The sequence below is a fragment of the Streptomyces sp. NPDC002513 genome, from assembly GCF_053595355.1.
This window is the reverse complement of sequence record NZ_JBSFXK010000030.1, coordinates 1-22,825: the sequence shown is the minus strand read 5'-3', so window position 1 is coordinate 22,825 and position 22,825 is coordinate 1. Positions and strand designations below refer to the sequence as shown.

Genomic DNA, 22,825 nt, shown 5'->3' with positions numbered 1-22,825 from the left:
CCGGACAGCGAAGGGCCAGGGCGTCCTTCGTCGCGCCCACGCGGCTCAACGACCCCGCCGCGCACGGTCGGGGGCGCGGCGGTCGGGTGGCTGCCGGCGGGCCCTGCGGGCCGGTCCGCCCCCGGTCACAGCTTGCCGCCGCGGGTGCCGTCGCGCCGGGCCGGCGAGATGAGGGTGGACAGATAGGGGAGCGGACCGTCGTCGAGGTCCGCGGCCGGCCGGACGGTCTCCTCCGGCAGCCCGAGCGAGGCTCCCCACACGGCGTCGTCGATGCGCCCGGTCTCGCGCAGCGCCTCGGCCACCTCGTGCGCCCGCCGCCCGAACTTGTAGGCCACGACGGTCCCCGGACCGCTGAGGGCGTCCTTCAGCACGGAGGAGCCGGCCGTGACGGGCACCAGCGTGAGCGGCTCGGTGCCCTCGGTCAGTACGGCCCCCGACCGCGCGGCGAGGTCCTGCATGGCGGTGATGCCGGGCACGGTCTCGACGCGGACGCCCGGCACCGACTCCTGGACGGTGTGCGCGAGATAGGTGAACGTGGAGTACACGTTGGGGTCGCCGATGGTGGCGAAGGCGACGGCGGAATGGCGCCCGAGCAGCCGCGCCACATGCTCCCCGGCCGCGTCCCAGGCCGCCTCGCGCCGCGCCCGGTCGGTGCGCTCGTTGAGCGCGAACACGACGCGCACGACCTTCTCCTCGGGCACGTAGTGCAGCACGGTCGCCTCGGCGCGCCCGCGCTCCCCGCCGTCGTTCCCGTCGGCGTCGCCCATCACGGGGACGACGACCACGTCGGCCTCCCGCAGCGCGTTGACGCCCTTGACGGTCACCAGCTCCGGGTCGCCGGGACCCACCCCGACTCCGATCAGCCTGCTGCTCATGACGTCCGGCACCTCTCCACGAACCGACGGGCCGCACCGGGCGTGGCGGCCCAGTGCGTGTGCAGATAACTGGCGTGCACACCTTGCTGTACGAAACCTTCGACGCGCCGCGCGGGGGCGCGTACGCCCCAGGCGGGAGCCGTCCCCGCCGCGGGCTCCACCACGGTCCGGTGGAACTCATGGCCCCGCATCCGTGTCCCGGCCGCGGCGAGGACACTGTCGCTCACGGCCACCGCGTCCCGGTAGCCGAGGGTCAGCCGTTCGCTCATCCGGGCGCTCGCGTCGAGCACCCCGCACAGGGGCTGCCCGTCCAACTCCCGGCACAGATACAGCAGTCCGGCACACTCGGCGGCGACCGGGGCGCCCCCGAGCGCCAGTTCGGCGACCGCCGTGCGCAGCGGCTCGTTCGCGGACAGCTCGGCGGCGTACACCTCCGGGAAGCCGCCGCCGACGACCAGCCCCGCCGTGCCGTCGGGCAGCCGCTCGTCGCGCAGCGGGTCGAACACGACGACCTCGGCACCGGCGGCGGTGAGCAGTTCGGTGTGCTCGGCGTAGGAGAACGTGAAGGCGGGACCGCCCGCCACGGCGACCACCTCCCGCGCGCGGGTGTCGTACACCGGCGGCTCCCAGGGCGCGTCCGGCAGCGCACCCGCACTCCGCGCCAGCGCCCACAGCGCGTCCAGATCGCAGCCCTGGCGCACCTGCGCGGCCATCGCCTCGACCGCCTCGACCGCCTCCGCCCGCCGCTCGGCCACCGGTATCAGCCCCAGGTGCCGCGACGGCGTGTCCACCCGGGCCACCCTGCGCAGCACCCCCAGCACGGGCACCCCGGACGCGTCCAGCGCGTCCCGCAGCAGTTCCTCGTGCCGGTCCGAGGCGACCTTGTTCAGGATCACGCCCCCGATCCGCACCTGCGGATCCCAGGATGCGAACCCGTGCACCAGCGCCGCCACCGACCGCGACTGCGAGGACGCGTCGACGACCAGCACCACCGGCGCCCGCAGCACCTTCGCGACCTGCGCCGTGGAGGCCAGCTCCCCCTCGCCCGCGGCCCCGTCGTACAGCCCCATCACGCCCTCGACCACGGCCAGGTCGCAGCCGCGCGCGCCGTGCAGGAACAGCGGAGCGATCAGCTCCGGCCCGCACAGATACGCGTCGAGGTTCCGTCCCGCGCGCCCGGTCGCGAGCGCGTGGTACCCGGGGTCGATGTAGTCGGGCCCCACCTTGTGCGGGGACACGGCGAGCCCCCGCCCGGCGAAGGCCGCCATCAGCCCCGTGGCCACGGTGGTCTTGCCGCTGCCCGAGGACGGCGCGGCGATGACCAGCCGGGGGACGGAAGAGAGGGAGGACATCACCACTCGATGCCCTTCTGGCCCTTCTGCCCCACGTCCATCGGGTGCTTCACCTTGGACATGTCGGTCACCAGGTCGGCGAACTCCACGAGCCCCTCGGGCGCGTTCCGCCCGGTGATCACCACATGCTGGGTGCCGGGGCGGGCCCGCAGCACCTCGACGACCTCGTCGGTGTCGACCCAGCCCCAGTGCATCGGGTACGCGAACTCGTCCAGCACGTACAGCCGGTACGTCTGGGCGGCCAGGTCGCGCTTGACCTGCTCCCAGCCCTCCCGGGCCTTCTCCTCGTTGGTCGCGTTGTCACCCTGAAGGTCGCGCTGCACCCACGACCAGCCCTCACCCATCTTGTGCCAGTCGACGGTCCCGCCCTGCCCCGACGCCCCCAGCACCTTGAGCGCGTTCTCCTCGCCGACCTTCCACTTGGCCGACTTGACGAACTGGAACACCCCGATCGGCCAGCCCTGGTTCCAGGCGCGCAGCGCGAGCCCGAAGGCGGCGGTCGACTTGCCCTTGCCGACGCCCGTGTGCACGACGACGAGCGGACGGTTACGGCGCTGACGGGTCGTCAGTCCGTCGTCCGGTACGACACTCGGCTGCCCCTGCGGCATTACGCGGCCCTCCTCGCGGTCCTCTGCGTCCCCTGCACATTCCGTACGAGCCCGGCGATGCTGTCCGCGTGCAGCTCGTCCAGCGTCACCGCCGTACCGCCCAGCTCCCCGGCGAGCCGCCCGGCGAGCCCCAGCCGCACCGGCCCCGACTCGCAGTCCACGACCACGGACGCGACGCCCTCGGCGGCCAGCAGCAAGGCCGCCCGCCCCGCGAGCGCCACCGGTTCGGCGCCCCCGGTGGCCCGCCCGTCGGTCACCACCACGACCAGGGCGCGCCGCGCGGGATCCCGCAGCCGCTCGACCCGCAGCACGTCATGGGCCTTGAGCAGCCCGGCGGCCAGCGGCGTCCGGCCGCCCGTCGGCAGCGACTGAAGCCGGGCCGCCGCCGCGTCCACCGATGAGGTCGGCACCAGCGCGACCTGTGCGTCCTTGCCGCGGAAGGTCACCAGCCCCACCTTGTCCCGCCGCTGATAGGCGTCGAGCAGCAGCGACAGCACAGCGCCCTTGACGGCGACCATCCGCTGCCGGGCCGCCATCGATCCGGAGGCGTCGACCACGAACAGCACGAGATTGCCCTCGCGCCCCTCCCGCGTCGCCTGCCGCAGATCGTCCCGGCGCACCACGAGCCCGGGCCCCGAGCGCCCGCGCGCCCGCTGGTGCGGCGCCGCGGCCAGCACGGTCGCCGCCAGATGCAGCGTGGTCAGCGCACCCCGGGGCCGTCGGGCCCCAGTGGTCCGCCCGTGCTCGGTGCGCGCCCGCGAGCGCCGCCCCGCGGCACCGTCGCCGAGCCCCGGCACGGTCAGCACCCTGGTGCGGAAGGGCTCCGCCGCCCGCACGGCCTGCTGTTCCCCGGCACCCGAGGACTGCGGCTGCCCGCTCTCCCCGGCCTCGGGCCGCGCGGCCGTGTCACCGCCGCTGTGGGGACCGTCGTCCGGCGCGGGCTGCCCGCCCCCGCCGCCGGGCCCGTCCGGATCCGGGCCGTCGCCGTCCCCGTCCTCGTCTCCGTCCCCGAACTGATCCAGCGTCTCGTCGAGCTTGTCCTCGTCGAGCCCCGGCGCGTCGAAGGGGTTGCGCCGTCTGCGGTGCGGCAACGCCAGCAGCGCGGCCTGCCGCACGTCCTCGGCGAGCACGTCGGTGCGCCCCGCCCAGGCCGCCAGCGCCGTCGCCGTACGCGCCATCACGATGTCCGCGCGCATGCCGTCCACCTCGAACGCGGCGCACGTCGCCGCGATCTGCCGCAGCGCCCCGTCCCCGAGCCGCACGGACGGCAGCAGTTCGCGCGCCGCCACGATCCGCGCCCGTACGGCGGTCTCCTCGTCCGCCCACCGCGCCGCGAAGCCGTCAGGGTCGTCGTCGTGGGCGAGCCGCCGCCGTACGACCTCCACACGCTGCTCGGGCTCCCGGGAGGCGGACACCTCCACGGTCAGCCCGAACCGGTCGAGCAACTGCGGCCGCAGCTCACCCTCCTCCGGGTTCATGGTGCCGACCAGCAGGAAACGCGCGGCGTGCCGTACGGAGACGCCCTCGCGCTCGACGTACGAGGCGCCCATCGCGGCCGCGTCGAGCAGCAGGTCGACCAGGTGGTCGTGGAGGAGGTTGACCTCGTCGACGTACAGGATGCCGCGGTGGGCCTGCGCCAGGAGGCCCGGCTCGAAGCTCTTCACGCCCTCGGCCAGCGCACGCTCGATGTCGAGGGCCCCGACCAGCCGGTCCTCGGAGGCGCCGACGGGGAGTTCGACCATGCGGGAGGGCCGGCGCATGCCCGGCCCCGGCTCGTGCGGCCCGTCGGGACAGGCCGGGTCGGGTGCGGCGGGGTCACAGGAGAACCGGCAGCCGACGACGACGTCCACCTGCGGCAGCAGCGCCGAGAGCGCCCTGACCGCCGTGGACTTGGCGGTGCCCTTCTCGCCGCGCACCAGCACGCCGCCGACCGCCGGGGACACGGCGTTCAGCAGCAGCGCGAGCCGTAGATCGTCCTGGCCGACGACGGCCGTGAACGGAAAGGGGGTACTCACTTCTCGTCGCCCTCCAAGTCGCCTTCCAGCTCCAGATAGGTGGCGCGCAGCCGCTCCAGCGTGTCCGCGTCCGGCTCCGCCCACAGGCCGCGCTCCGCGGCTTCCAACAGGCGCTCGGCAATGCCCCTCAGCGCCCACGGATTGGACTTCCGCATGAACTCCTGGTTCTCCGGCGAGAAGACGTACTCCGCGCTGAGCTTCTCGTACATCCAGTCGTCGACGACTCCGGCCGTGGCGTCGTAGCCGAACAGGTAGTCCACGGTCGCCGCCATCTCGAAGGCGCCCTTGTAGCCGTGGCGCCGCATGGCCGCCATCCAGCGCGGGTTGACCACGCGGGCGCGGAAGACCCGGTGGGTCTCCTCGCCGAGGGTGCGGGTCTTCACCTGGTCGGGCACGGCGGAGTCGCCGACGTACGCCTCGGGGGACGTACCGGTCAGATGCCTGACCATCGCGACCATTCCGCCGTGGTACTGGAAGTAGTCGTCCGCGTCGACGAGGTCGTGCTCACGGGTGTCCACGTTCTTCGCCGCGACGGCGATCCGCCGGAACGCGGTCTCCATGTCCCCGCGCGCCGCCCGCCCGTCCAGCCCGCGCCCATACGCGTAGCCGCCCCACACCGCGTACACCTCGGCGAGGTCGGCGTCGGAGCGCCAGTTGCGGGCGTCGATCAGCGGCAGCAGACCGGCGCCGTACGCGCCCGGCTTGGAGCCGAAGACACGGGCCGTCGCGCGCCGCCGGTCGCCGTGCTCGGCGGTGTCCTCGTCGGCGTGGGCGCGGACGAAGTTCCGCTCGGCGGGCTCGTCCAGTTCGGCGACGGCGCGTACGGCGTCGTCGATGAGACCGACCACATGCGGGAAGGCGTCCCGGAAGAAGCCGGAGATGCGCACCGTCACATCGATCCGGGGACGGCCCAGCTCCGCCAGGGGGATCACCTCGAAACCGGTCACCCGGCGCGAGGCGTCGTCCCAGACCGGGCGGCAGCCGAGCAGCGCGAGGATCTCGGCGATGTCGTCGCCCTGGGTCCGCATGGCCGAGGTGCCCCAGACGGTGAGGCCGACGGACTTGGGGAACTCGCCGGTGTCCTGGAGGTACCGCGCGACCAGGGAGTCGGCCAGCGACTGCCCGACCTCCCAGCTCAGCCGGGACGGAATGGCCTTGGGGTCGACGGAGTAGAAGTTGCGGCCGGTCGGCAGGACGTTGACGAGCCCGCGGGTCGGGGAGCCGGAGGGACCGGCCGGGACGTAGCCGCCGTCGAGCGCCTTGAGGATGTGGCCGATCTCGTCGGTGGTACGGGCGAGCCGGGGCACGACCTCGGTGCACGCGAACTCCAGGACGGCCACGGCGTCCGGCGGTTCGGCGCCCAGGACGTCACGCACCAGGGCGGGGACGGCGGCCGCGTCCCAGGCACGCTCCTCCATGCCCTCCGCGATCCGCCGGCAGAGCTGCTCCAGCAGGTCGACGGCGTCGGCGGCGCTCCGCGACGGCCCGTCCACCAGATCCGTCAGCTCCGCCGGCACCTTCACCGGCGCGCCCGGCTCGGCGAGCAGCTCCTTCTCCACCAGCCCGAAGTGCCCGGCGAGCGAGGCCCGCAGCCCCGGCAGGGCGTTCGCCTGCCCGCCCCACACCTGCGAGGCGCGCAGCACGGCGAGCACGAGGTTCACCCGGGGCTCCCCGACCGGGCCGCCGCCCAGGATGTGCAGACCGTCGCGGATCTGCACGTCCTTGATCTCGCACAGATAGCCGTCGATGTGCATGACGAACCCGTCGAAGTCGTCGTCTCCGGGCTGCTCGTCCACGTGCAGGTCGTGGTGCAGCTCCGCGGCCTTGACCAGGGTCCAGATCTGGGCGCGTACGGCGGGCGCCTTGGCCGGGTCCAGGTCGGAGACGAGCGCGTACTCGTCGAGGAGCTGCTCCAGCTTGGCCAGGTCGCCGTAGGTGTCGGCGCGCGCCATCGGCGGCACGAGGTGGTCGACGACCGTGGCGTGCCCGCGCCGCTTGGCCTGGGTGCCCTCACCGGGGTCGTTGACGATGAACGGGTAGATCAGGGGCAGTTCGCCGAGGACCGCGTCCGGCGCGCACCCGCGCGACAGCCCGAGGCCCTTGCCCGGCAGCCACTCCATGGTGCCGTGCTTGCCCATGTGGACGATCGCGTCGGCGCCGAACGAGTTCTCCAGCCATCTGTACGCCGCCATGTAGTGGTGCGACGGCGGCATGTCGGGGTCGTGGTAGATCGCGATCGGGTTCTCGCCGAAGCCGCGCGGCGGCTGGATCATCACGACGACGTTCCCGAACCGGAGGCAGGCGAGGACGATGTCGTCGCCGTCGACGTACAGCGAGCCCGGCGGCTCCCCCCACGCCTGGAGCATCGCGTCCCGCAGCCCGGGGTCGAGGGTGTCGAACCACGCCCGGTAGTCGGCCAGCGGCACCCGCGCGGGCGCGGCGGCCAGCTGCTCCTCCGTCAGCCACTCCACGTCGTGGCCGCCGGCCGCGATGAGCCGGTGGATCAATTCGTCGCCGCCCGCCGGGTACTCGGTGAGGCCGTACCCGGCGTCCCGGAGCGCGTCCAGCACCCGTACGGCCGACGCGGGCGTGTCCAGGCCGACCGCGTTGCCGACCCGCGAATGCTTGGTCGGGTAGGCGGTGAAGACGAGCGCGAGCTTCTTCTCGGCGTTCGGCTTGTGCTTCAGCAGCGCGTGCCGTACGGCGATTCCGGCGACGCGCGCGGCCCGCTCCGGGTCGGCGACGTACACCGCCACCTCGTCCGGCCCCTGCTCCTTGAAGGAGAAGGGGACCGTGATGAGGCGGCCGTCGAACTCCGGGATCGCCACCTGCATCGCCGCGTCCATCGGGGAGAGGGCCGCGTCGGAGTCCTCCCACGCGCTCTGGGACGAGGTCAGGCAGAGCCCTTGCAGCACGGGAACGTCCAGGTCGGCGAGCGCCCCGATGTCCCAGGCCTCCTCATCGCCACCCGCCGACGCCTGCGAGGCGTGCGTGCCGCCCGCCGCGAGAACGGTGGCCACGAGCGTGTCGGCCTTCGCGAGCAGCTCGTACAGCCCCGGGTCGGCGCCGCGCAGCGAACCGCAGAACACCGGAAGGGCGTTGGCTCCCCGCTCCTCGATCGCGTCGCACAGTGTGTCCACGAACGCGGTGTTCCCGCTGAGTTCGTGGGCGCGGTAGAAGAGCACGCCCACGGTGGGACGGCCCTCGGCGTACGCACGCTCCCCGTGGAGGCCGTACTCGGGCATCTTCTGCGGCTCGGCGAAGCCCTCGCCGGTCAGCAGCACGGTGTCGGACAGGAAACGGGCCAGTTCGGTGAGGTTGGCGGGGCCGCCCTCGACCAGATACCGCAGCGCCTCCGCCACGACGCCCGCCGGCACGGACGACTCGGCCATCAACTCGGCGTCCGGCACGGCCTCCCCGCCGAGCAGCACCGTCGGCAGGCCGGCGGACCTGAGGGCGGCGAGCCCGTCCTCCCAGGCGCGTTTTCCGCCCAGCAGCCGTACGACGGTGATGTCCGCGCCCTCGATCAGCCCCGGCAGCTCCTCCGCGACGTCCACGCGGGCCGGGTTGCCGATCCGGTAGGCCGCGCCGGAGGCACGGGCCGCCAGCAGATCGGTGTCGGCGGTCGACAACAACAACACTGTGCTCATGCGGGCGCTCCCGGTGGAATGAAGGGCAGTCCTTGCGGCGCGCCCGACTCGATGAGCCGCCACAGCGCGTCCGTGTCCGCGTGCTGTTCGATCAGGTCGCCGAGCCGGTCGAGCTGCTCCTCGCGCAGCGCGGCGAACGACGTTCCGGCGGCCGGCACGAACCGGCGGCCCGCGGCGGCCGCCACCTCACGCAGGAACGCCCGCCGGAAACCGTCCGACTCCAGGGAGCCGTGCCAGTGCGTGCCCCAGCTCTGGCCGAGCCGGCAGCCGTCCAGGAAGGGCTCACCGCCCGTCACCTCGGCGACCCCGTGGTGGATCTCGTAGCCCTCGACCCGCTCGCCGAGCGCCTCGCCGACCGGCCGGGCCAGGGTCTTCTCGCGGGCGAACCGCACCCGCACGGGAAGCACCCCGAGCGCGTCCACCCGCCCCCGGCGGCTCTCGACGTCGTCCTCGATGTGCTCGCCGAGGATCTGGAAACCGCCGCAGACGCCGAGGATCGGGCGCCCCTCGGCGGCCCTGCGGGCAAGGGCCTGCGCCAGCCCCCGCTCGCGCAGCCACTCCAGGGCCCGGACCGTGCCCCGGGTGCCCGGGACGACGACGAGATCGGCGTCGGCCAGCTCCTCGGGCCGGTCCACGAACCGCACGACGACGCCCGGCTCGGCGGCCAGGGCGTCGACGTCGGTGAAATTGGACATGAGCGGGATCGCGCACACGGCGACCCGCAGCACGTCCTCGCCGACGGGCGCGGCCACCGCCGACTCGCGCACAGCGCCCCGCAGGGACACCCGCAGCCCGTCCTCCTCGTCGATCCCGAGGCCGTGCCGGAACGGCAGCACTCCGTACGTCCGCCGCCCGGTGAGCCCGTGCAGCATGTCGAGCCCCGGTTCCAGCAGGGAGACGTCCCCGCGGAACTTGTTCACCAGGAACCCCGCGACCAGCTCCTGGTCCTCGCGGGAGAGCAGGGCGACGGTCCCGAAGAAGGAGGCGAACACCCCGCCGCGGTCGATGTCGCCGACGACCAGCACGGGCAGCCGCGCGGTGCGGGCGATGCCCATGTTCACGATGTCCGTCCGCCGCAGATTGATCTCGGCGGGACTGCCGGCCCCTTCACAGATCACCGCGTCATACGTGCCCCTCAACTCGGCGAGGCAGTCGAGGACCGTGCCGAGGAGCCGCTGCTGCCGCCCGCCGTGGTAGCCGCGCGCGCTCAGCTCGCCGACCGGCTTGCCGAGCAGCACGACCTGGCTGCTCTGCTCACCGCCCGGCTTGAGCAGCACGGGGTTCATGAGCGCGGTCGGCTCGACACGGCAGGCCTGCGCCTGCATGGCCTGGGCCCGCCCGATCTCGGCGCCCTCGCGCGTGACGAACGAATTCAGGGACATGTTCTGCGCCTTGAACGGCGCGACCTTGACGCCCTGCCGCACCAGCCAGCGGCAGATCCCGGCCGTGATGACGCTCTTGCCCGCGTCGGAGGTGGTGCCGGCGACAAGGAGACCGCCGCTCATGAGGTACGTCCCTTCGCGAGAAACCTTCGGGTGAACCGCCGGGCGACGAGACGGCCGGCGACCGTGACGCCGAGCGCGAGCGCGGTCACCCGGCGGGAGAGCCGCACCGCCCGCTCGATGTCGTCGGCGCGCACGGCGCGCCCAGGCGCATTGAGCAGCGGCCGGTGCTCGACGCGCCCCCCGTACGACAGCGTGCCGCCCAGCCGCACCCCGAGCGCCCCCGCGAACGAGGCCTCCACGGGACCGGCGTTGGGGCTCGGGTGCCGTCCGGCGTCCGCTCGCCAGGCGCGCAGGGCTCCCCGCCGGTCCGGGCCCGTCGCCGCCGCGAGGAGCGCGGTCAGCCGGGCCCCGGGCCAGCCCGCGAGGTCGTCGAGGCGCGCCGAGGCCCAGCCGTAGCGCCGGTGGCGCGGCGACTTGTGCCCGACCATGGCGTCAAGGGTGTTGACGGCCCGGAAGCCGACCAGCCCGGGAACCCCGCCCACGGCTCCCCACACCAGCGCGCCCACCACGGCGTCCGAGGTGTTCTCGGCGACGGACTCGACCACGGCCCGGGCGATCCCGTCGGCGTCGAGCGCCTGAGGATCCCGCCCGCACAGATGCGGCAGCCGCGCCCGGGCACCCTCGACGTCCCCGGCCGCGAGGGCGTGCCCGATCACCCGGGCCTCACGCGCCAGCGAAGTCCCCCCGACGACGGCCCAGGTGGCGGCGGCGGTCAGCGCGACGGACGCGGTACGGGAGCGACGCACGGCCGACGCGGCGAGCACCGCGGGCGCCACGGCACCTCCCACGCACACGGCGGTGTGCAGCGCGCCCCATCCCCGGTCGTCCCGCCACAGCACCCGCTCCACGGCACCCGCGGCCCGCCCGAACGCGGCGACCGGATGCCCCCGGCGCGGATCGCCGAGCAGCAGGTCGCCGAGGAGGCCGGCGGCGGCGCCGTACGCGAAGACGCGATCGGCATCCATCGGCTCAGCCGAGCGTGCGGGAGGGCAGAATCCGGGTACGGGTACGGGACCTCGAACGGCAGCCGCGCATGGCGATATGTCCTCACTCAGGGTGTCCACGCCCTGGTTCGACGAGACCGGCGGTGAGAGTTCCTGGCTCCCGGGGCATGGGATGCCCCGGTGACAGTGGCGGGACCGCGCCGGAATCGCACCGGCTTCCTCTCCTGCCGCCGTAGTGGCCCCGGCAGTCCACCACGCCCCCCGAACACCCGTCAACTGGCTCTTGACCTGCGATGCTGCGGTGTGCCGAGGCCCACACCGCTGAAATATCGTCAGCCGCTGGAATCGGCGCTATCTGTTCTCTTTCCCGGCGGGGAACCGGGGAAGACTCAGGGGAACGGCAGCACGAACGCGGAGAGCGCCGACGAGCGGCATTGGGTGATTCGTTGCGGGGAGACGACCCTGGTGTGGCCGGCCTTCGCTGCCCCGGCAGCGGTGGGGCACGGCGCTCGGGAGCGTCGCGGTGAGGACGCCGGTGTCGGTGCGCTGACTGGTGAGACGGAGGTCGGTGTGGTCGGCAGGGTGGCGTTGGGGCGTGTGTGGCGCAAGAGCAGTCATTCGGGAGGTGACAACACCGACTGTGTCGAAGTGGCCGTCCAGGGGGCGCACGTTCTGGTGCGTGACTCGAAACGGCGTACCGGGCCGGTGCTCGTCTTTCGCCGTACCGCGTGGTGTGGTTTGCTGGCTGGACTTAAGGACCCGGCAGTGGACGGTTTCTGAAGGTCCGTCCAGAGGACGGGAGGAACCCGCATGGGGGACGGTGCTAGGGAAGTCCCGGAGCGCGCGGGAGGTTCCCGCACCCCGCGATCCGCGCTGTGGGCGGCGGCCCCGCTGGCGCTCTTCTCCCTGACCACGGGGGTGTTCGCGGTGGGTGTCGGCGCGCTCGCCGCACTGCTCGTGCCGGGGTCCACGGCACGAGTCCTCGTCTGGCTGGTGGTGACGATCGTCGCGGCGGCCTGCGCCGGTCTCTGGTGGGGCCTCACCCCGGTCACGGAACGTCTCCGTGTTCTCGGCGTTCTCGGCGTTCTCGGCCGGGCTGCGGCGACGGGTCGTCCACGGGGCTCGGGGACCCGCTGACCTCCGCGACGCGCGCCGCTTCCGGGCGGCCGCGCAGCGCCCGGCCGACCCGTGCGGCGAGGGCGGTGACGACGGCCGCGCCGAGCGCTCCGAGCACCGTCTCGGTCAGGGGGGTCAGGGCGTCCGGCCCGAGGTGGGGCGCCACCCGGGCCGACACGGCGACGCACAGCAGCAGCACGCTGCCGCACGTCGTGCCCAGCAGCAGACGGGTCGCGGACGGGCGTGTTCCGCCCTCGCCGGAGGAGTCCCTCTCCTCCGCGAGGGGCCCCGCCCCGGCCGGGGCGGAACCCGCGGGGGAGCCGGGCGGGTCACCCGCCGCCGGGAAGCGGAACGCGCGTAGCTGCCTGTACCACGCAAAGAACCCGAGGACCGCCATGGGTCTTTCCTCCCCGTTGTCCGCCCGGGCTGTCCGTCCCGGGCTTCAGTTGTTGTCGAGACTCTCCTTGACCGCGTCGATCAGCTCGATCATCCGGTCGCCCTCGTACGCCTTGGTGCTGATGTCCTCGAAGCATTCCTGGTAGCGGGCCGTGAGGCCGAGGTCGTCACGGTTGGCGACGCTTCCGGTGGCGCCTTCGAGGTAGAGCAGGTCGTCGCCGTCCGTGAAGCCGAGCAGAGTGAAGGACGCGCCCATGCTGTAGTGCGCGCCGGCCGTGAACGGCAGCAGGCGCAGGCTCACCCGGGGATGCCGGGACATCGTCTTGAGGTGTTCCAGCTGCCGGCGCATCACCCCCGGCCCGCCGATGACCCGCCGGACGACCGCCTCGTCCAGGACGATCTGCACGTCCGGGCCGTTGTCCCCGTCGAAGATCCGTTCCTGGCGGGTCGTGCGCAGCTCCGCCGAGCGACGGGCCAGCTCCCCGTTCTCGCGGGGAGCGAGCTGGGCCAGTGTGTAGTCCTCGATCTGCAGCAGCGAGTAGATGACGGAGGGGTGGTAGAAGCGGATCGAGGTCGCGGCGCTCTCGTAGCCGAGGTACTGGGCGAACTGCGGTCGCACCATGTCGTTGTACGGCGCCCACCAGGACGGGCCCTTCGACCCGCGGGCGGCCTCTTCGAGTCCGGTCACCACCCCGGGGTCGGTGACGCCGTACAACTGGAGCAGGGCGCGCAGGTCGGTGACGCTCAGGCTGACCGTCCCGGCCTCCAGCCGGATCAGTTTGGACAGGGACCACTCCAGCGCGTCGGCGGCGTCCCGCTGGGTGAGGCCGGCTTGCTCGCGCGCCTTGCGCAGTTCGATGCGGAGCCTGCGTCGGTTCAGGCTCGGATCGATGTCCCTGGCCATGTCGCTCCCTGCTACACGTCGTCTTCGACTGGTCGGGCGGCCGACGTCGAGCAGCAACTCACCCATTAGACTAGGTGAGTTGGGCGTGGGCGGCCAGACACCTGCGTTCTGCCACCTGTCTTTTCGACGTGGTCGCGATGCGGTCTAGAACGTAGCAAACCGTTACATCTCCCACCAAAGAACAAGCCCCGCAGTGAGGATCACTGCGGGGCTTGACGTGGGGGCCCGGGCGGGCGGACGCGTCGGGGCGGGGTTCAGGACACGATCAGATAGATCCCGTACGCCACCGCCGCCGCGCACGCCGCGAAGCAGGCGTACGCGCCGGTGACCGCGAGGACGCCGCCGCCCTGGGACGACTCCTTCTTCGTGAGGCCCACCACGCCCAGGGTGAACAGGCTCACCAGGGCCACGGTGACCGCGAGGCTGACGCCGAAGACGGAGCCGAGTGCTGCCCAGTCGATCTTCATGAGAGGTGTGCTTCCTTAAACCGTCGCGGGGCGGGTCGGCTCCGCCTCCGCGGCAGGGCCGGTGGACTGGTCCGGGGTGGTGGCCTTCGGGCCGGTGGACCGGGCCGGGATCGTGGCCTTCGGGTCGCTCGGGTCGCTCGGGTCGCTCGGGTCGCTCGGGTCACTCGGATCGGAGGCCGTTGCGGTGTGGGCCGTGGTGAGTTGGCCCGCCGGCGGCGGGATCACCGCGGCGATGGCCGTCGTGACGACGCCCGCGGGCTCCGTGCCGGCGTCGTTGACGTTGTCGACCGTGACCGGCGTGCGGCGGGACAGGATCCAGATGACGCCGGCGCCGGCGACCAGCAGCACACCGGTGGCGACCGTGCCCCAGGTGCCCTGCTTCGTCAGGAGTTCGGCGCCCGCGCCGACCAGGCCGGCGGCCGGGAGCGTCAGGGCCCAGGCGACCAGCATCCGGGTCGCGGTGGACCAGCGCACCACACCGCCCTTGCGGCCGAGGCCCGCGCCCATGACGGCACCGGAGGTGACCTGGGTGGTGGACAGCGAGAAGCCGAGGTGCGAGGAGGCGAGGATCGCGGTCGCCGCGCTGGTCTGGGCGGCGAAGCCCTGCTGCGGCGCCAGGTCGGTCAGGCCCTTGCCCAGGGTGCGGATGATGCGCCAGCCGCCCAGATAGGTGCCGAGGGCGATGGCCAGGCCGGCGGAGACGATGACCCAGACGGGAGGATTCGAACCGGGGGCGACGACACCGCCGGTGACGAGCGCGAGGGTGATGATGCCCATCGTCTTCTGGGCGTCGTTGGTGCCGTGCGCCAGGGAGACCAGACCGGCCGAGGCGATCGACCCGGCACGGTAGCCCTTCGCGGTCGCCTTGTCGTCGGCGCGGCTGCCGATGGCGTAGGACAGGCGCGTCGCCAGCAACGAGGCGAGCCCCGCCACGATCGGTGCGGCGACGGCGGGGATCAGAACCTTGGTGACGACCGTCGAGCCGTTGACCGCGGACCAACCCGCCGAGGAGACGGCCGCGCCGATCAGACCTCCGAAGAGGGCGTGGGAGGAACTGGAGGGCAGGCCGAGAAGCCAGGTCAGCAGGTTCCAGAGGATGGCGCCCACCAGGGCCGCGAAGATGACTTCGACGCGGATGCCCTGTTCGTTGATGATGCCGCCGGAGATCGTCTTGGCGACCTCGACGGAGAGGAAGGCGCCGACGAGGTTCAGCGCGGCGGACATCGCCACCGCCGTCTTGGGCCTCAGGGCGCCGGTCGAGATGGTCGTCGCCATCGCGTTGGCAGTGTCGTGGAAACCGTTCGTGAAATCGAACACGAGAGCGGTTGCGATCACGATTCCGAGGAGGAGCGTGATGTGTTCCATTTACCCAGGCTTCTATGGGAGGTCAGTGGCTGGTGGACCGTAGGCAACCTGGATGAACGGAAGATGAACTAACAGATACCTGAAGGTGTATCAATCGGCGTGTCGCTTCCCTGTTTAGGTGAAGTGACACCGGTCACGTTCTCGAACACAGCCGGAATTTCAGCCTGCGGAAGCCCCGGTGGGCCCTCGGCCGCTCCGGGTGAACGCCCTCAGCCGGGCCGGCGAGCCGGTGAAGAGATTTCGGTCACCCGGCAGGCTGCCGCTGTGGTCGTACTGCCGGAACGTCCAGGGCGACCACCCCGCCGGTAGAGCCCCGCGCCCGGTCCGCCACAGCGGGCGATCCACGACGCGTGCCCGGCCGCCCGCCTGGGAGGATCGCGGCATGGCAGAGCAGCGACGCGACGCACGGGACACGCGGGATGCGCGGATTGCGCGGGAGGACGGACGCGGGGGAGCGGGGGCGGTGGTGCCCCGGACGGCGGACGAGGCGGCCCGCGCCTGGGAGGAGCTGGTCGCCACAGCCCGCCGGACCGTGGCCGACGGACTGGTCGTCGGCACGTCGGGCAACGTCTCCGTCCGCGTGGGCGACACCGTGCTGGTCACGCCCACCGGAGTGCCGTACGAGCGGCTGGCGCCCGGCGATGTCGTCGGGGTCGGTCTCGACGGCCGGCAGGTGCTCGGCTCCCTGCGGCCGACGAGCGAGCTGCCGATGCACCTCGCCGTCTACCGCGCCACCGGGGCGCGGGCCGTCGTCCACACGCACGCCGTGCACGCGACGGCCGTCTCCACGCTGGTACCGGAGCTGCCACTGATCCACTACATGGCGGGAGCGCTCGGTGGTGCGGTCCGGGTGGCCCCCTACGCGACCTACGGCACCGAGGAGTTGGCCGAGAACATGCTCGGCGCCCTGGCGGACCGCACCGCGTGCCTCCTGCAGAACCACGGCACGATCGCCTACGGGTCCTCGCTCGCCCAGGCGTACGACCGCACGGCACAGCTGGAGTGGATGTGCCGGGTGTGGCTGACGGCGTCGTCGGTGCCGGGCCTGACCCCCGCCCTCCTCACCCGCGCCCAGCTGGCGGAGGCTGAGGGGCGCTTGCGGGGGTACGGGCAGCAGTAGCAGGAAGGCAGGAGGGGCAGGAGAGGGGGCGGCCACCGGGAAGGCCGCTGCCGGGACCGCGCAGCGGCACGCCCCGCACCGTGCCCGTGCCGTCCTCCCGCTGGCCGGGGGCGGCCCCCGACGGGAGACTGGACCAGTGCGCACTGTGAAAGCGGCGGCCGCAGCCGTCACCGTAGCCATAGCCGCAGGCGCTGCCGGCGTCGCCGCCGGACGCTTCGCCAGTAACGCCGCGCTCAAGGCGCCGCCGGGCCGCCCGCTGCCCACCGAACCCCGGCTCACCGTGCACTCCACGGCGGCCGGACGGATCACGCTCACCCGCGCCCTGGCCTCCCAGCGCCCCGGCGTCTACGGCCTGTCCGGTGACGGCTCCCACGCCGTCGTCGGACCGGTGCTGAACACCGCCCCCCACTCCGCCGACACCGTCGTACGCCGTCTGGAGCGTGTGATCCAGGGCACGCTGGAACCCGGCGACCGGGCGTGGCTCACCCCGAACCTGTACATCGGCGATCCGGGCGCCGCCCTCGGCCTCGACCACGCCGACGTCGAGGTGCCCGGCGAACTCGGGGCGCTGCCCGCCTGGTTCGTGCCGGGCGTCCGCGACACCTGGGTGATCACCGTGCACGGGCTCGGCGCCACCCGGGAACACCCGATGAACGTCATGGGGTTCCTCCACCGGCACCAGTTCCCGGTGCTCGACCTCGCCTACCGCGGCGACCCCGGGGCACCGCGCCCCCTGGACGGCCTGAACCACCTCGGCGAGACCGAGTGGCGCGACGTGGAGGCCGCCATCGGCCACGCCGTGCGCCACGGCGCCGGGCGCGTCGTCCTGCACGGCTGGTCCACCGGCGCCACCATGGCCCTGCGCGCCGCCGCGTACTCCGCGCTGCGCGAGCGGATCTCCGGGCTGGTCCTGGACTCGCCGGTGCTCAACTGGGAGGCCACGCTGCGCGCCCTCGCCACGGCCCGCCGCACTCCGGGCGCGCTGCTGCCGCTGGCCGTCCGCGCCGCTCAGGGCCGCACCGGTCTGTACGGCGACCACGGCCACGGGCCCCTCGACCCGCATCGGCTCAGGGTGCCGACCCTCATCTTCCACGGCCCCGACGACGCCGTCGCGCCCTGGGCGCCCTCACGCCGTCTCGCGGAACGCCGCTCGGACCTCGTCACGCTGCACACCGTGCGGGACGCCCCGCACGGCGCGATGTGGAACGCGGACCCCAAGGCCTACGAAGAGGCCCTGCGGCGCTTCCTGACCCCGCTGATGTAGGCCCGCTCCCACCACCGCCGCACAGACCCGCGCCCCCCACCGCCGCGCAGGGACCGCGACCGCGCAGGGACCGCGACCGCGACCGCGAACGGACCCCGCCCACCCCGCGGCACCGCCGCGCCGCGCCCCGCCGCAACCCTTCCGTTTAGCCCCTCCCAAGGGGTCCCGACCCAGGGCCCCAACCCCGCCATACCCGGTTTCCGGACCCCGTGCGTTGGCCAGCCCTGTCGCCCCCCGTGACATTCCGTTTGGGTTTTCGGACCGTCAACCGGAAGACTGCACCTGTGACGTCCCGTACCCCGCGCGACTCCAGGCTCCGACTCGTCCGCCCGCGGCCCCTGGCCGCCGCCCCCCGAGCGGTGGCCCAGGGCCGCTCGCGCCGCCCCGCCCCCCGGCCCCCCGAGGGCACGCCCCCACCCGCGGAGCTGGCCGGAATGGCCCGTGCGGTACTGGCCGGCGCGGCCCGTGTCGCCCGCTGGGCCGATGCCTCGCCCGGACCGGGCCGTGACGGCGCGACCTCCGACGGCAAGGGCACCCTCTCCGACACGGCCGCCGAACAGGCCGCCGCCGACCTCGGCCTGACCACCGCTCAGGTGCGTGCCGACTGGGACACCGCGCGCCTGGCCGGTCTCGTCGAGGTCCACGGCGACATCGCCCGCCCCGGCTGGCGGCTGCGCGCCTGGAACCGTGACGACTCCGCGGTCCTGCGCGGCTGGGTCGCCCTCTTCGACGCCTGGTCGCTCGCCTGCCCGGAGCCCGCGGACCGCGAGCACGCCGCCGTCGCCGAGGTCGTCTCGGCCATGCCCCAGGTGCTCTCCTTCCTTCAGCTCTCCGCGGGCCCCGTCCCCGTCGAGCAGCTTCTCGACCTCCTCGAACAGCGGGTCACCGAGCTGCGCACCGAACGGTGCGAGATCGCCTACGTCCCGCCCGCCGCCCCGCACCCCTACGAGGAGCAGCTCCGCGCCACCCCCGCCGGGCCCGACACGGCCCTGGCACCGGGCCAGGAGCCCGTCGAGGACACCCCGCTCGCCCCTCTGCTCGACTGGGCCCTCGGCGCGCTCGCCTCCGTCGGCGCCCTCACCTGCGCCGACGGGCAGGCCACCCTGACACCGCTCGGCAGCTGGGCGGTCTGGGTCAAGCTGGAGCAGATCTGCGTCGCCGCGCAGAGCCCCGCCGGGAACATCGAGCAGAACGCGGAGGACATGCTGCGCGGCTGCGCCGGGCTCCGCCCGAACGCGGCCCGCGCCGAGTACCGCGCCTGGCTCGCCGCCCGCCCCGTCGGCGGTGCCGTCACCGAACTCCTGGACGCCGCCCGCGGTGAGGACGCCCTGCTGCGCGGCCTGGCCTTCGAGGCCCTGCGCGTGGTCGGGGCGCCGGCCGAACCCGACGTGCGCGCCGCCGCCGAGGAGACCACGCTGCGCCCCTACGCCCTGATCTGGCTCGCCGAGCAGGAGGGCGCCGACCCGGAGGACGCCCATGAGGTGCTCACCCGGGAGGAGGCCACCTGGCTGTGGGTCGACACCGCCGCGGCGGTCGCCGACCACGGCGAAGCCCCGCTGCTGGTGCGGCACCTGGAATCCGCCGTGCAGCCCACCGTGCCCGCGCTCCTCGACGAGGTCCGCGCGGTCGGGCACCCCCGCACCGTGCAGGTCCTGGTCGCCCTCGCGGCGGCCCACCCGGACCCGGCGCTCGCCAAGGCCGTGCGCCGCGCCGCGTTCCAGGTGCACACCGGAGGAAGCTGACCGCCGCTCGGACGGCCGTCCCGGGGCGTAGGTGCCGGAGCTCGGGATGGTGCCCTCGGCGTCGCGGGCCATGCACTTCCGTGAGCCGTACTCCTGGCCCCTCGGGGGCATAGGAGTCTCCGCACCGTGCAGCGAGCATCACAGTGCGGAACGAGTGCGTACTGAGAATGCGCTTGCACGTCCCCGTTAGACTGGGGCCCATGGCCATTCTCCTCGCGCATTAGACGGCGGGAACGTCCTCAGCCGCCCATCCCGCCACCCTCCCCACGCCTGCGACGTCGTTCGAGCGGGGGACCGCCAGTCCAGGAGTCTGTCCGTGATCTCCGCCTCCGGTATCGAGCTGCGCGCCGGTGCCCGCATCCTCATCGAGAACGCCAGTTTCCGTGTCGCCAAGGGCGACCGCATCGGCCTGGTCGGCCGCAACGGCGCGGGCAAGACCACCCTCACCAAGGTCCTCGCGGGCGAGGGCATCCCCGCCGCCGGCACCGTCACCCGCTCCGGCGAGGTCGGTTATCTGCCGCAGGACCCGCGCACCGGCGACCTGGACGTGCTGGCCAGTGACCGCATCCTCTCCGCGCGCGGCCTGGACGTGCTGATCCGCAAGATGCGCGAGAACGAACAGCGGATCGCCACCGGTCTGGGCGCCACCCGCGACAAGGCGATGAAGCAGTACGAACGCCAGGAGACGGAGTTTCTCACCAAGGGCGGGTACGCGGCCGAGGCCGAGGCCGCCACCATCGCCGCCGCGCTCAATCTGCCCGACCGGGTGCTCGGCCAGCCCCTGCACACGCTCTCCGGCGGTCAGCGCCGCCGTGTCGAGCTGGCCCGCATCCTGTTCTCCGACGCGGACACCCTGCTCCTCGACGAGCCGACCAACCACCTCGACGCCGACTCGATCGTCTGGCTGCGCGACTATCTGAGGACCTACCGCGGCGGCTTCATCGTGATCTCGCACGACGTGGACCTGGTGGACACGGTCGTCAACAAGGTGTTCTACCTGGACGCCAACCGCTCCGCGATCGACATCTACAACATGGGCTGGAAGCTCTACCAGCAGCAGCGCGAGGCCGACGAGAAGCGCCGCAAGCGCGAGCGGCAGAACGCCGAGAAGAAGGCGGCCGCGCTGAACGCGCAGGCGGACAAGATGCGCGCCAAGGCCACCAAGACGGTCGCCGCGCAGAACATGGCCCGCCGCGCGGACAAGCTGCTGGCCGGCCTGGAGGCCGTCCGCCAGTCCGACAAGGTCGCCAAGCTCCGTTTCCCGGATCCCGCGCCCAGCGGCAAGACCCCGCTGATGGCCGAGGGCCTGTCGAAGTCGTACGGCTCGCTGGAGATCTTCACCGACGTCGACCTGGCCATCGACAAGGGCTCCCGGGTCGTCATCCTCGGCCTCAACGGTGCCGGCAAGACCACGCTGCTGCGCCTGCTCGCGGGTGTCGAGCAGCCGGACACCGGCGCCGTCGTCCCCGGTCACGGCCTCAAGCTCGGCTACTACGCCCAGGAGCACGAGACCCTCGACGCGGACCGCACGGTCCTGGAGAACATGCGCTCCGCCGCGCCCGACATGGACCTCGTCGAGGTCCGCAAGGTGCTCGGCTCCTTCCTGTTCTCCGGCGACGACGTCGACAAGCCGGCCGCTGTGCTCTCCGGCGGCGAGAAGACCCGCCTCGCCCTCGCCACCCTCGTGGTGTCGTCCGCGAACGTGCTGCTGCTCGACGAGCCGACCAACAACCTCGACCCGGCCAGCCGCGAGGAGATCCTCGGCGCGCTGCGCACCTACAAGGGCGCCGTGGTCCTGGTCACCCACGACGAGGGCGCGGTCGAGGCACTCCAGCCGGAGCGGATCATCCTGCTGCCCGACGGCGTCGAGGACCTGTGGGGCGCCGACTACGCCGACCTCGTCACCCTCGCCTGACGCCCGCACCCATGGGGTCAGCCCCGGTTGACCGCACGGATGATCCACTGCGTATGGATCATTCGGCCGATCCGTGATCCATCATCTGTGTGAGATCTCCTCATACCAGGGTGTGTCCTACACGCACATGACGGCCGAGCCCTTTTGTCCCAAGGGCTCGGCCGTTGTGCGTCGCTGACCTGGTAGTTCCCGGATGAACCCGTTCGGGCGTACGGACGCGACCGGGCGGAACCCCGGATTCCGCTCGTGGGGATGCGCTCCTGTCGTCACAACCTTGTGGCACGGACCTTGCCGAATGGGTGGCCATCCCGCCCCCGAGGGGTGATCATGAGGAGACCAGAGCGCACTTCCCATGAGGAGGCACGGGTGGCCGAGACTCTGAAGAAGGGCAGCCGGGTGACCGGCGCCGCGCGCGACAAGCTCGCGGCAGACCTGAAGAAGAAGTACGACTCCGGTGCGAGCATCCGGGCGCTGGCCGAGGAGACCGGCCGCTCGTATGGCTTCGTGCACCGGATGCTCAGCGAGTCGGGCGTCACGCTGCGAGGACGTGGCGGGGCGACACGGGGCAAGAAGGCCACGACGGCCTGACACCGGGCGGCTCATCGGCTTCGACGGTGGCCACCCGGTCGGTTGGGCGACCGGCCGGGTGGTTACTGTGCAGTCACTTTGGGATGTCCTCGTACGGCATCCTCTCCTGACCGCACCCATCGGAGGCGCCGCATGGCTTCGCTCGACCCGGAACTCGACAAGGACGGCCCGGTACTCGACCAGGACGGCGTACGGCTCACCGTGGACGGCACGATGGCCACGGTGACGCTGACCAACCCCGACAAGCGCAACGTGCAGAGCCCCGCTCTGTGGCGGGCGCTGGCGGAAGCGGGACGCGCGCTGCCGGGCGCTGTCCGTGTGGTGGTGCTGCGCGCCGAGGGCAAGTCGTTCTCGGCGGGGCTCGACCGCCAGATGTTCACGCCCGAGGGGATCGCCGGCGAACCGACCTTCATCGATCTCGCGCGCAGCGGCGACACCGAGCTGGACGCGACCATCGCCGGATACCAGGAGGCGTTCACCTGGTGGCGGCGCAACGACCTCGTGTCCGTCGCCGCCGTGCAGGGGCATGCCATCGGCGCGGGGTTCCAGCTCGCGCTCGCCTGTGACCTGCGCGTCGTCGCGGACGATGTGCAGTTCGCCATGCGCGAGACCAGCCTGGGCCTCGTCCCGGACCTCACCGGCACGCATCCGCTGGTGGGCCTGGTCGGATACGCCCGTGCGCTGGAGATCTGCGTGACGGGCCGCTTCGTCCTGGCCGAGGAGGCCGTGGCCAGCGGACTCGCGAACATCTCCGTGCCGCGGGAGGAACTCGACGGCACCGTACGCGACCTGGTCTCCGCCCTGCTCGCCGCGGACCGGCAGGCGGTCATCGAGACCAAGGCACTTCTGCGCGGGGCGCAGGGGCGGTCCTACGAGGAGCAGCGCGCCGCCGAGCGGGCCGCGCAGGCCCGACGCCTGCGGGACCTGGCCGGCACCGGCGACTGAGACACGGCAGCCGCCCGGCCCGCCGACCGGACCGGGCGGCGGGCCGGGCGGAGC

At 73.0% G+C, this 22,825-nt stretch carries 18 protein-coding genes and 1 riboswitch; of the genes, 7 read left to right on the top strand and 11 right to left on the bottom strand.

All coding sequences use genetic code 11. The features are described 5' to 3' along the window. Positions 1-125 precede the first annotated feature (125 nt). From cobI to ACWD5Q_RS20310, 7 genes are read right to left on the bottom strand one after another with little or no spacing between them, the layout of a single operon-like run. On the bottom strand, positions 126-875 hold the full coding sequence (gene cobI, locus ACWD5Q_RS20340; protein ID WP_451428410.1) for a precorrin-2 C(20)-methyltransferase: 750 nt from the start codon (positions 873-875) through the stop codon (positions 126-128). Then, a complete protein-coding gene (locus ACWD5Q_RS20335; protein WP_451428409.1) occupies positions 872-2,227 on the bottom strand; it encodes a cobyrinate a,c-diamide synthase in 1,356 nt (451 codons plus the stop codon). Before ACWD5Q_RS20335 ends, cobI begins: the two co-directional genes overlap by 4 nt. Next, positions 2,227-2,835: a cob(I)yrinic acid a,c-diamide adenosyltransferase gene (cobO, locus tag ACWD5Q_RS20330; protein ID WP_451428408.1), complete on the bottom strand. Its 609-nt coding sequence runs from the start codon at positions 2,833-2,835 to the stop codon at positions 2,227-2,229. The genes ACWD5Q_RS20335 and cobO overlap by 1 nt, the downstream gene beginning before the upstream one ends. After that, a complete protein-coding gene (locus ACWD5Q_RS20325) occupies positions 2,835-4,850 on the bottom strand; it encodes a putative cobaltochelatase (protein ID WP_451428407.1) in 2,016 nt (671 codons plus the stop codon). Before ACWD5Q_RS20325 ends, cobO begins: the two co-directional genes overlap by 1 nt. Further along, a complete protein-coding gene (gene cobN, locus ACWD5Q_RS20320) occupies positions 4,847-8,500 on the bottom strand; it encodes a cobaltochelatase subunit CobN (RefSeq protein WP_451428406.1) in 3,654 nt (1,217 codons plus the stop codon). Before cobN ends, ACWD5Q_RS20325 begins: the two co-directional genes overlap by 4 nt. Further along, positions 8,497-10,005 carry a cobyric acid synthase gene (locus tag ACWD5Q_RS20315; RefSeq protein ID WP_451428405.1) on the bottom strand — a complete coding sequence of 503 codons (1,509 nt, stop codon included), beginning with the start codon at positions 10,003-10,005 and terminating at the stop codon, positions 8,497-8,499. Before ACWD5Q_RS20315 ends, cobN begins: the two co-directional genes overlap by 4 nt. Then, on the bottom strand, positions 10,002-10,970 hold the full coding sequence (locus tag ACWD5Q_RS20310) for a cobalamin biosynthesis protein (RefSeq protein ID WP_451428404.1): 969 nt from the start codon (positions 10,968-10,970) through the stop codon (positions 10,002-10,004). Before ACWD5Q_RS20310 ends, ACWD5Q_RS20315 begins: the two co-directional genes overlap by 4 nt. A 106-nt stretch (positions 10,971-11,076) precedes the next feature. Next, positions 11,077-11,219: riboswitch (cobalamin riboswitch) on the bottom strand. Positions 11,220-11,252: 33 nt separating this feature from the next. Between ACWD5Q_RS20310 and ACWD5Q_RS20305 the strand changes: the two genes are divergently transcribed. Next, positions 11,253-11,729, top strand: coding sequence for a DUF397 domain-containing protein (locus ACWD5Q_RS20305; protein ID WP_451428403.1), 477 nt, complete (start codon positions 11,253-11,255; stop codon positions 11,727-11,729). 268 nt (positions 11,730-11,997) lie between these two features. Here the strand turns inward: ACWD5Q_RS20305 and ACWD5Q_RS20300 are convergent, their stop codons facing one another. From ACWD5Q_RS20300 to ACWD5Q_RS20285, 4 genes are all read right to left on the bottom strand, one after another. After that, the gene (locus ACWD5Q_RS20300; RefSeq protein WP_451428402.1) at positions 11,998-12,462 is read right to left on the bottom strand and encodes a hypothetical protein; all 465 of its coding nucleotides are present in this window, start codon (positions 12,460-12,462) and stop codon (positions 11,998-12,000) included. 45 nt (positions 12,463-12,507) lie between these two features. Beyond that, on the bottom strand, positions 12,508-13,365 hold the full coding sequence (locus ACWD5Q_RS20295) for a helix-turn-helix domain-containing protein (protein ID WP_451428401.1): 858 nt from the start codon (positions 13,363-13,365) through the stop codon (positions 12,508-12,510). A gap of 254 nt (positions 13,366-13,619) precedes the next feature. Further along, positions 13,620-13,832: a hypothetical protein gene (locus ACWD5Q_RS20290; RefSeq protein ID WP_451428400.1), complete on the bottom strand. Its 213-nt coding sequence runs from the start codon at positions 13,830-13,832 to the stop codon at positions 13,620-13,622. Positions 13,833-13,847: 15 nt separating this feature from the next. Next, complete coding sequence (locus ACWD5Q_RS20285; RefSeq protein WP_451428399.1) at positions 13,848-15,197, bottom strand: anion permease; 1,350 nt, start codon at positions 15,195-15,197, stop codon at positions 13,848-13,850. A gap of 382 nt (positions 15,198-15,579) precedes the next feature. Between ACWD5Q_RS20285 and ACWD5Q_RS20280 the strand changes: the two genes are divergently transcribed. From ACWD5Q_RS20280 to ACWD5Q_RS20255, 6 genes are all read left to right on the top strand, one after another. Further along, complete coding sequence (locus tag ACWD5Q_RS20280) at positions 15,580-16,317, top strand: class II aldolase/adducin family protein (protein WP_451428398.1); 738 nt, start codon at positions 15,580-15,582, stop codon at positions 16,315-16,317. Between the two features lie 136 nt (positions 16,318-16,453). Next, positions 16,454-17,581: an alpha/beta hydrolase family protein gene (locus ACWD5Q_RS20275; protein WP_451428397.1), complete on the top strand. Its 1,128-nt coding sequence runs from the start codon at positions 16,454-16,456 to the stop codon at positions 17,579-17,581. A 284-nt stretch (positions 17,582-17,865) separates the two neighbouring features. After that, on the top strand, positions 17,866-19,323 hold the full coding sequence (locus ACWD5Q_RS20270) for a hypothetical protein (RefSeq protein ID WP_451428396.1): 1,458 nt from the start codon (positions 17,866-17,868) through the stop codon (positions 19,321-19,323). 316 nt (positions 19,324-19,639) lie between these two features. Next, a complete protein-coding gene (locus tag ACWD5Q_RS20265) occupies positions 19,640-21,238 on the top strand; it encodes an ABC-F family ATP-binding cassette domain-containing protein (RefSeq protein WP_451428395.1) in 1,599 nt (532 codons plus the stop codon). Between the two features lie 366 nt (positions 21,239-21,604). Beyond that, entirely contained in the window at positions 21,605-21,826 is a 222-nt protein-coding gene (locus ACWD5Q_RS20260) for a helix-turn-helix domain-containing protein (protein WP_010987827.1), read from the top strand. Between the two features lie 132 nt (positions 21,827-21,958). After that, positions 21,959-22,771 (top strand): enoyl-CoA hydratase/isomerase family protein, encoded by an 813-nt coding sequence (locus tag ACWD5Q_RS20255; protein ID WP_451428394.1) that lies wholly within the window; start codon positions 21,959-21,961, stop codon positions 22,769-22,771. The last annotated feature ends 54 nt before the right edge of the window (positions 22,772-22,825 follow it).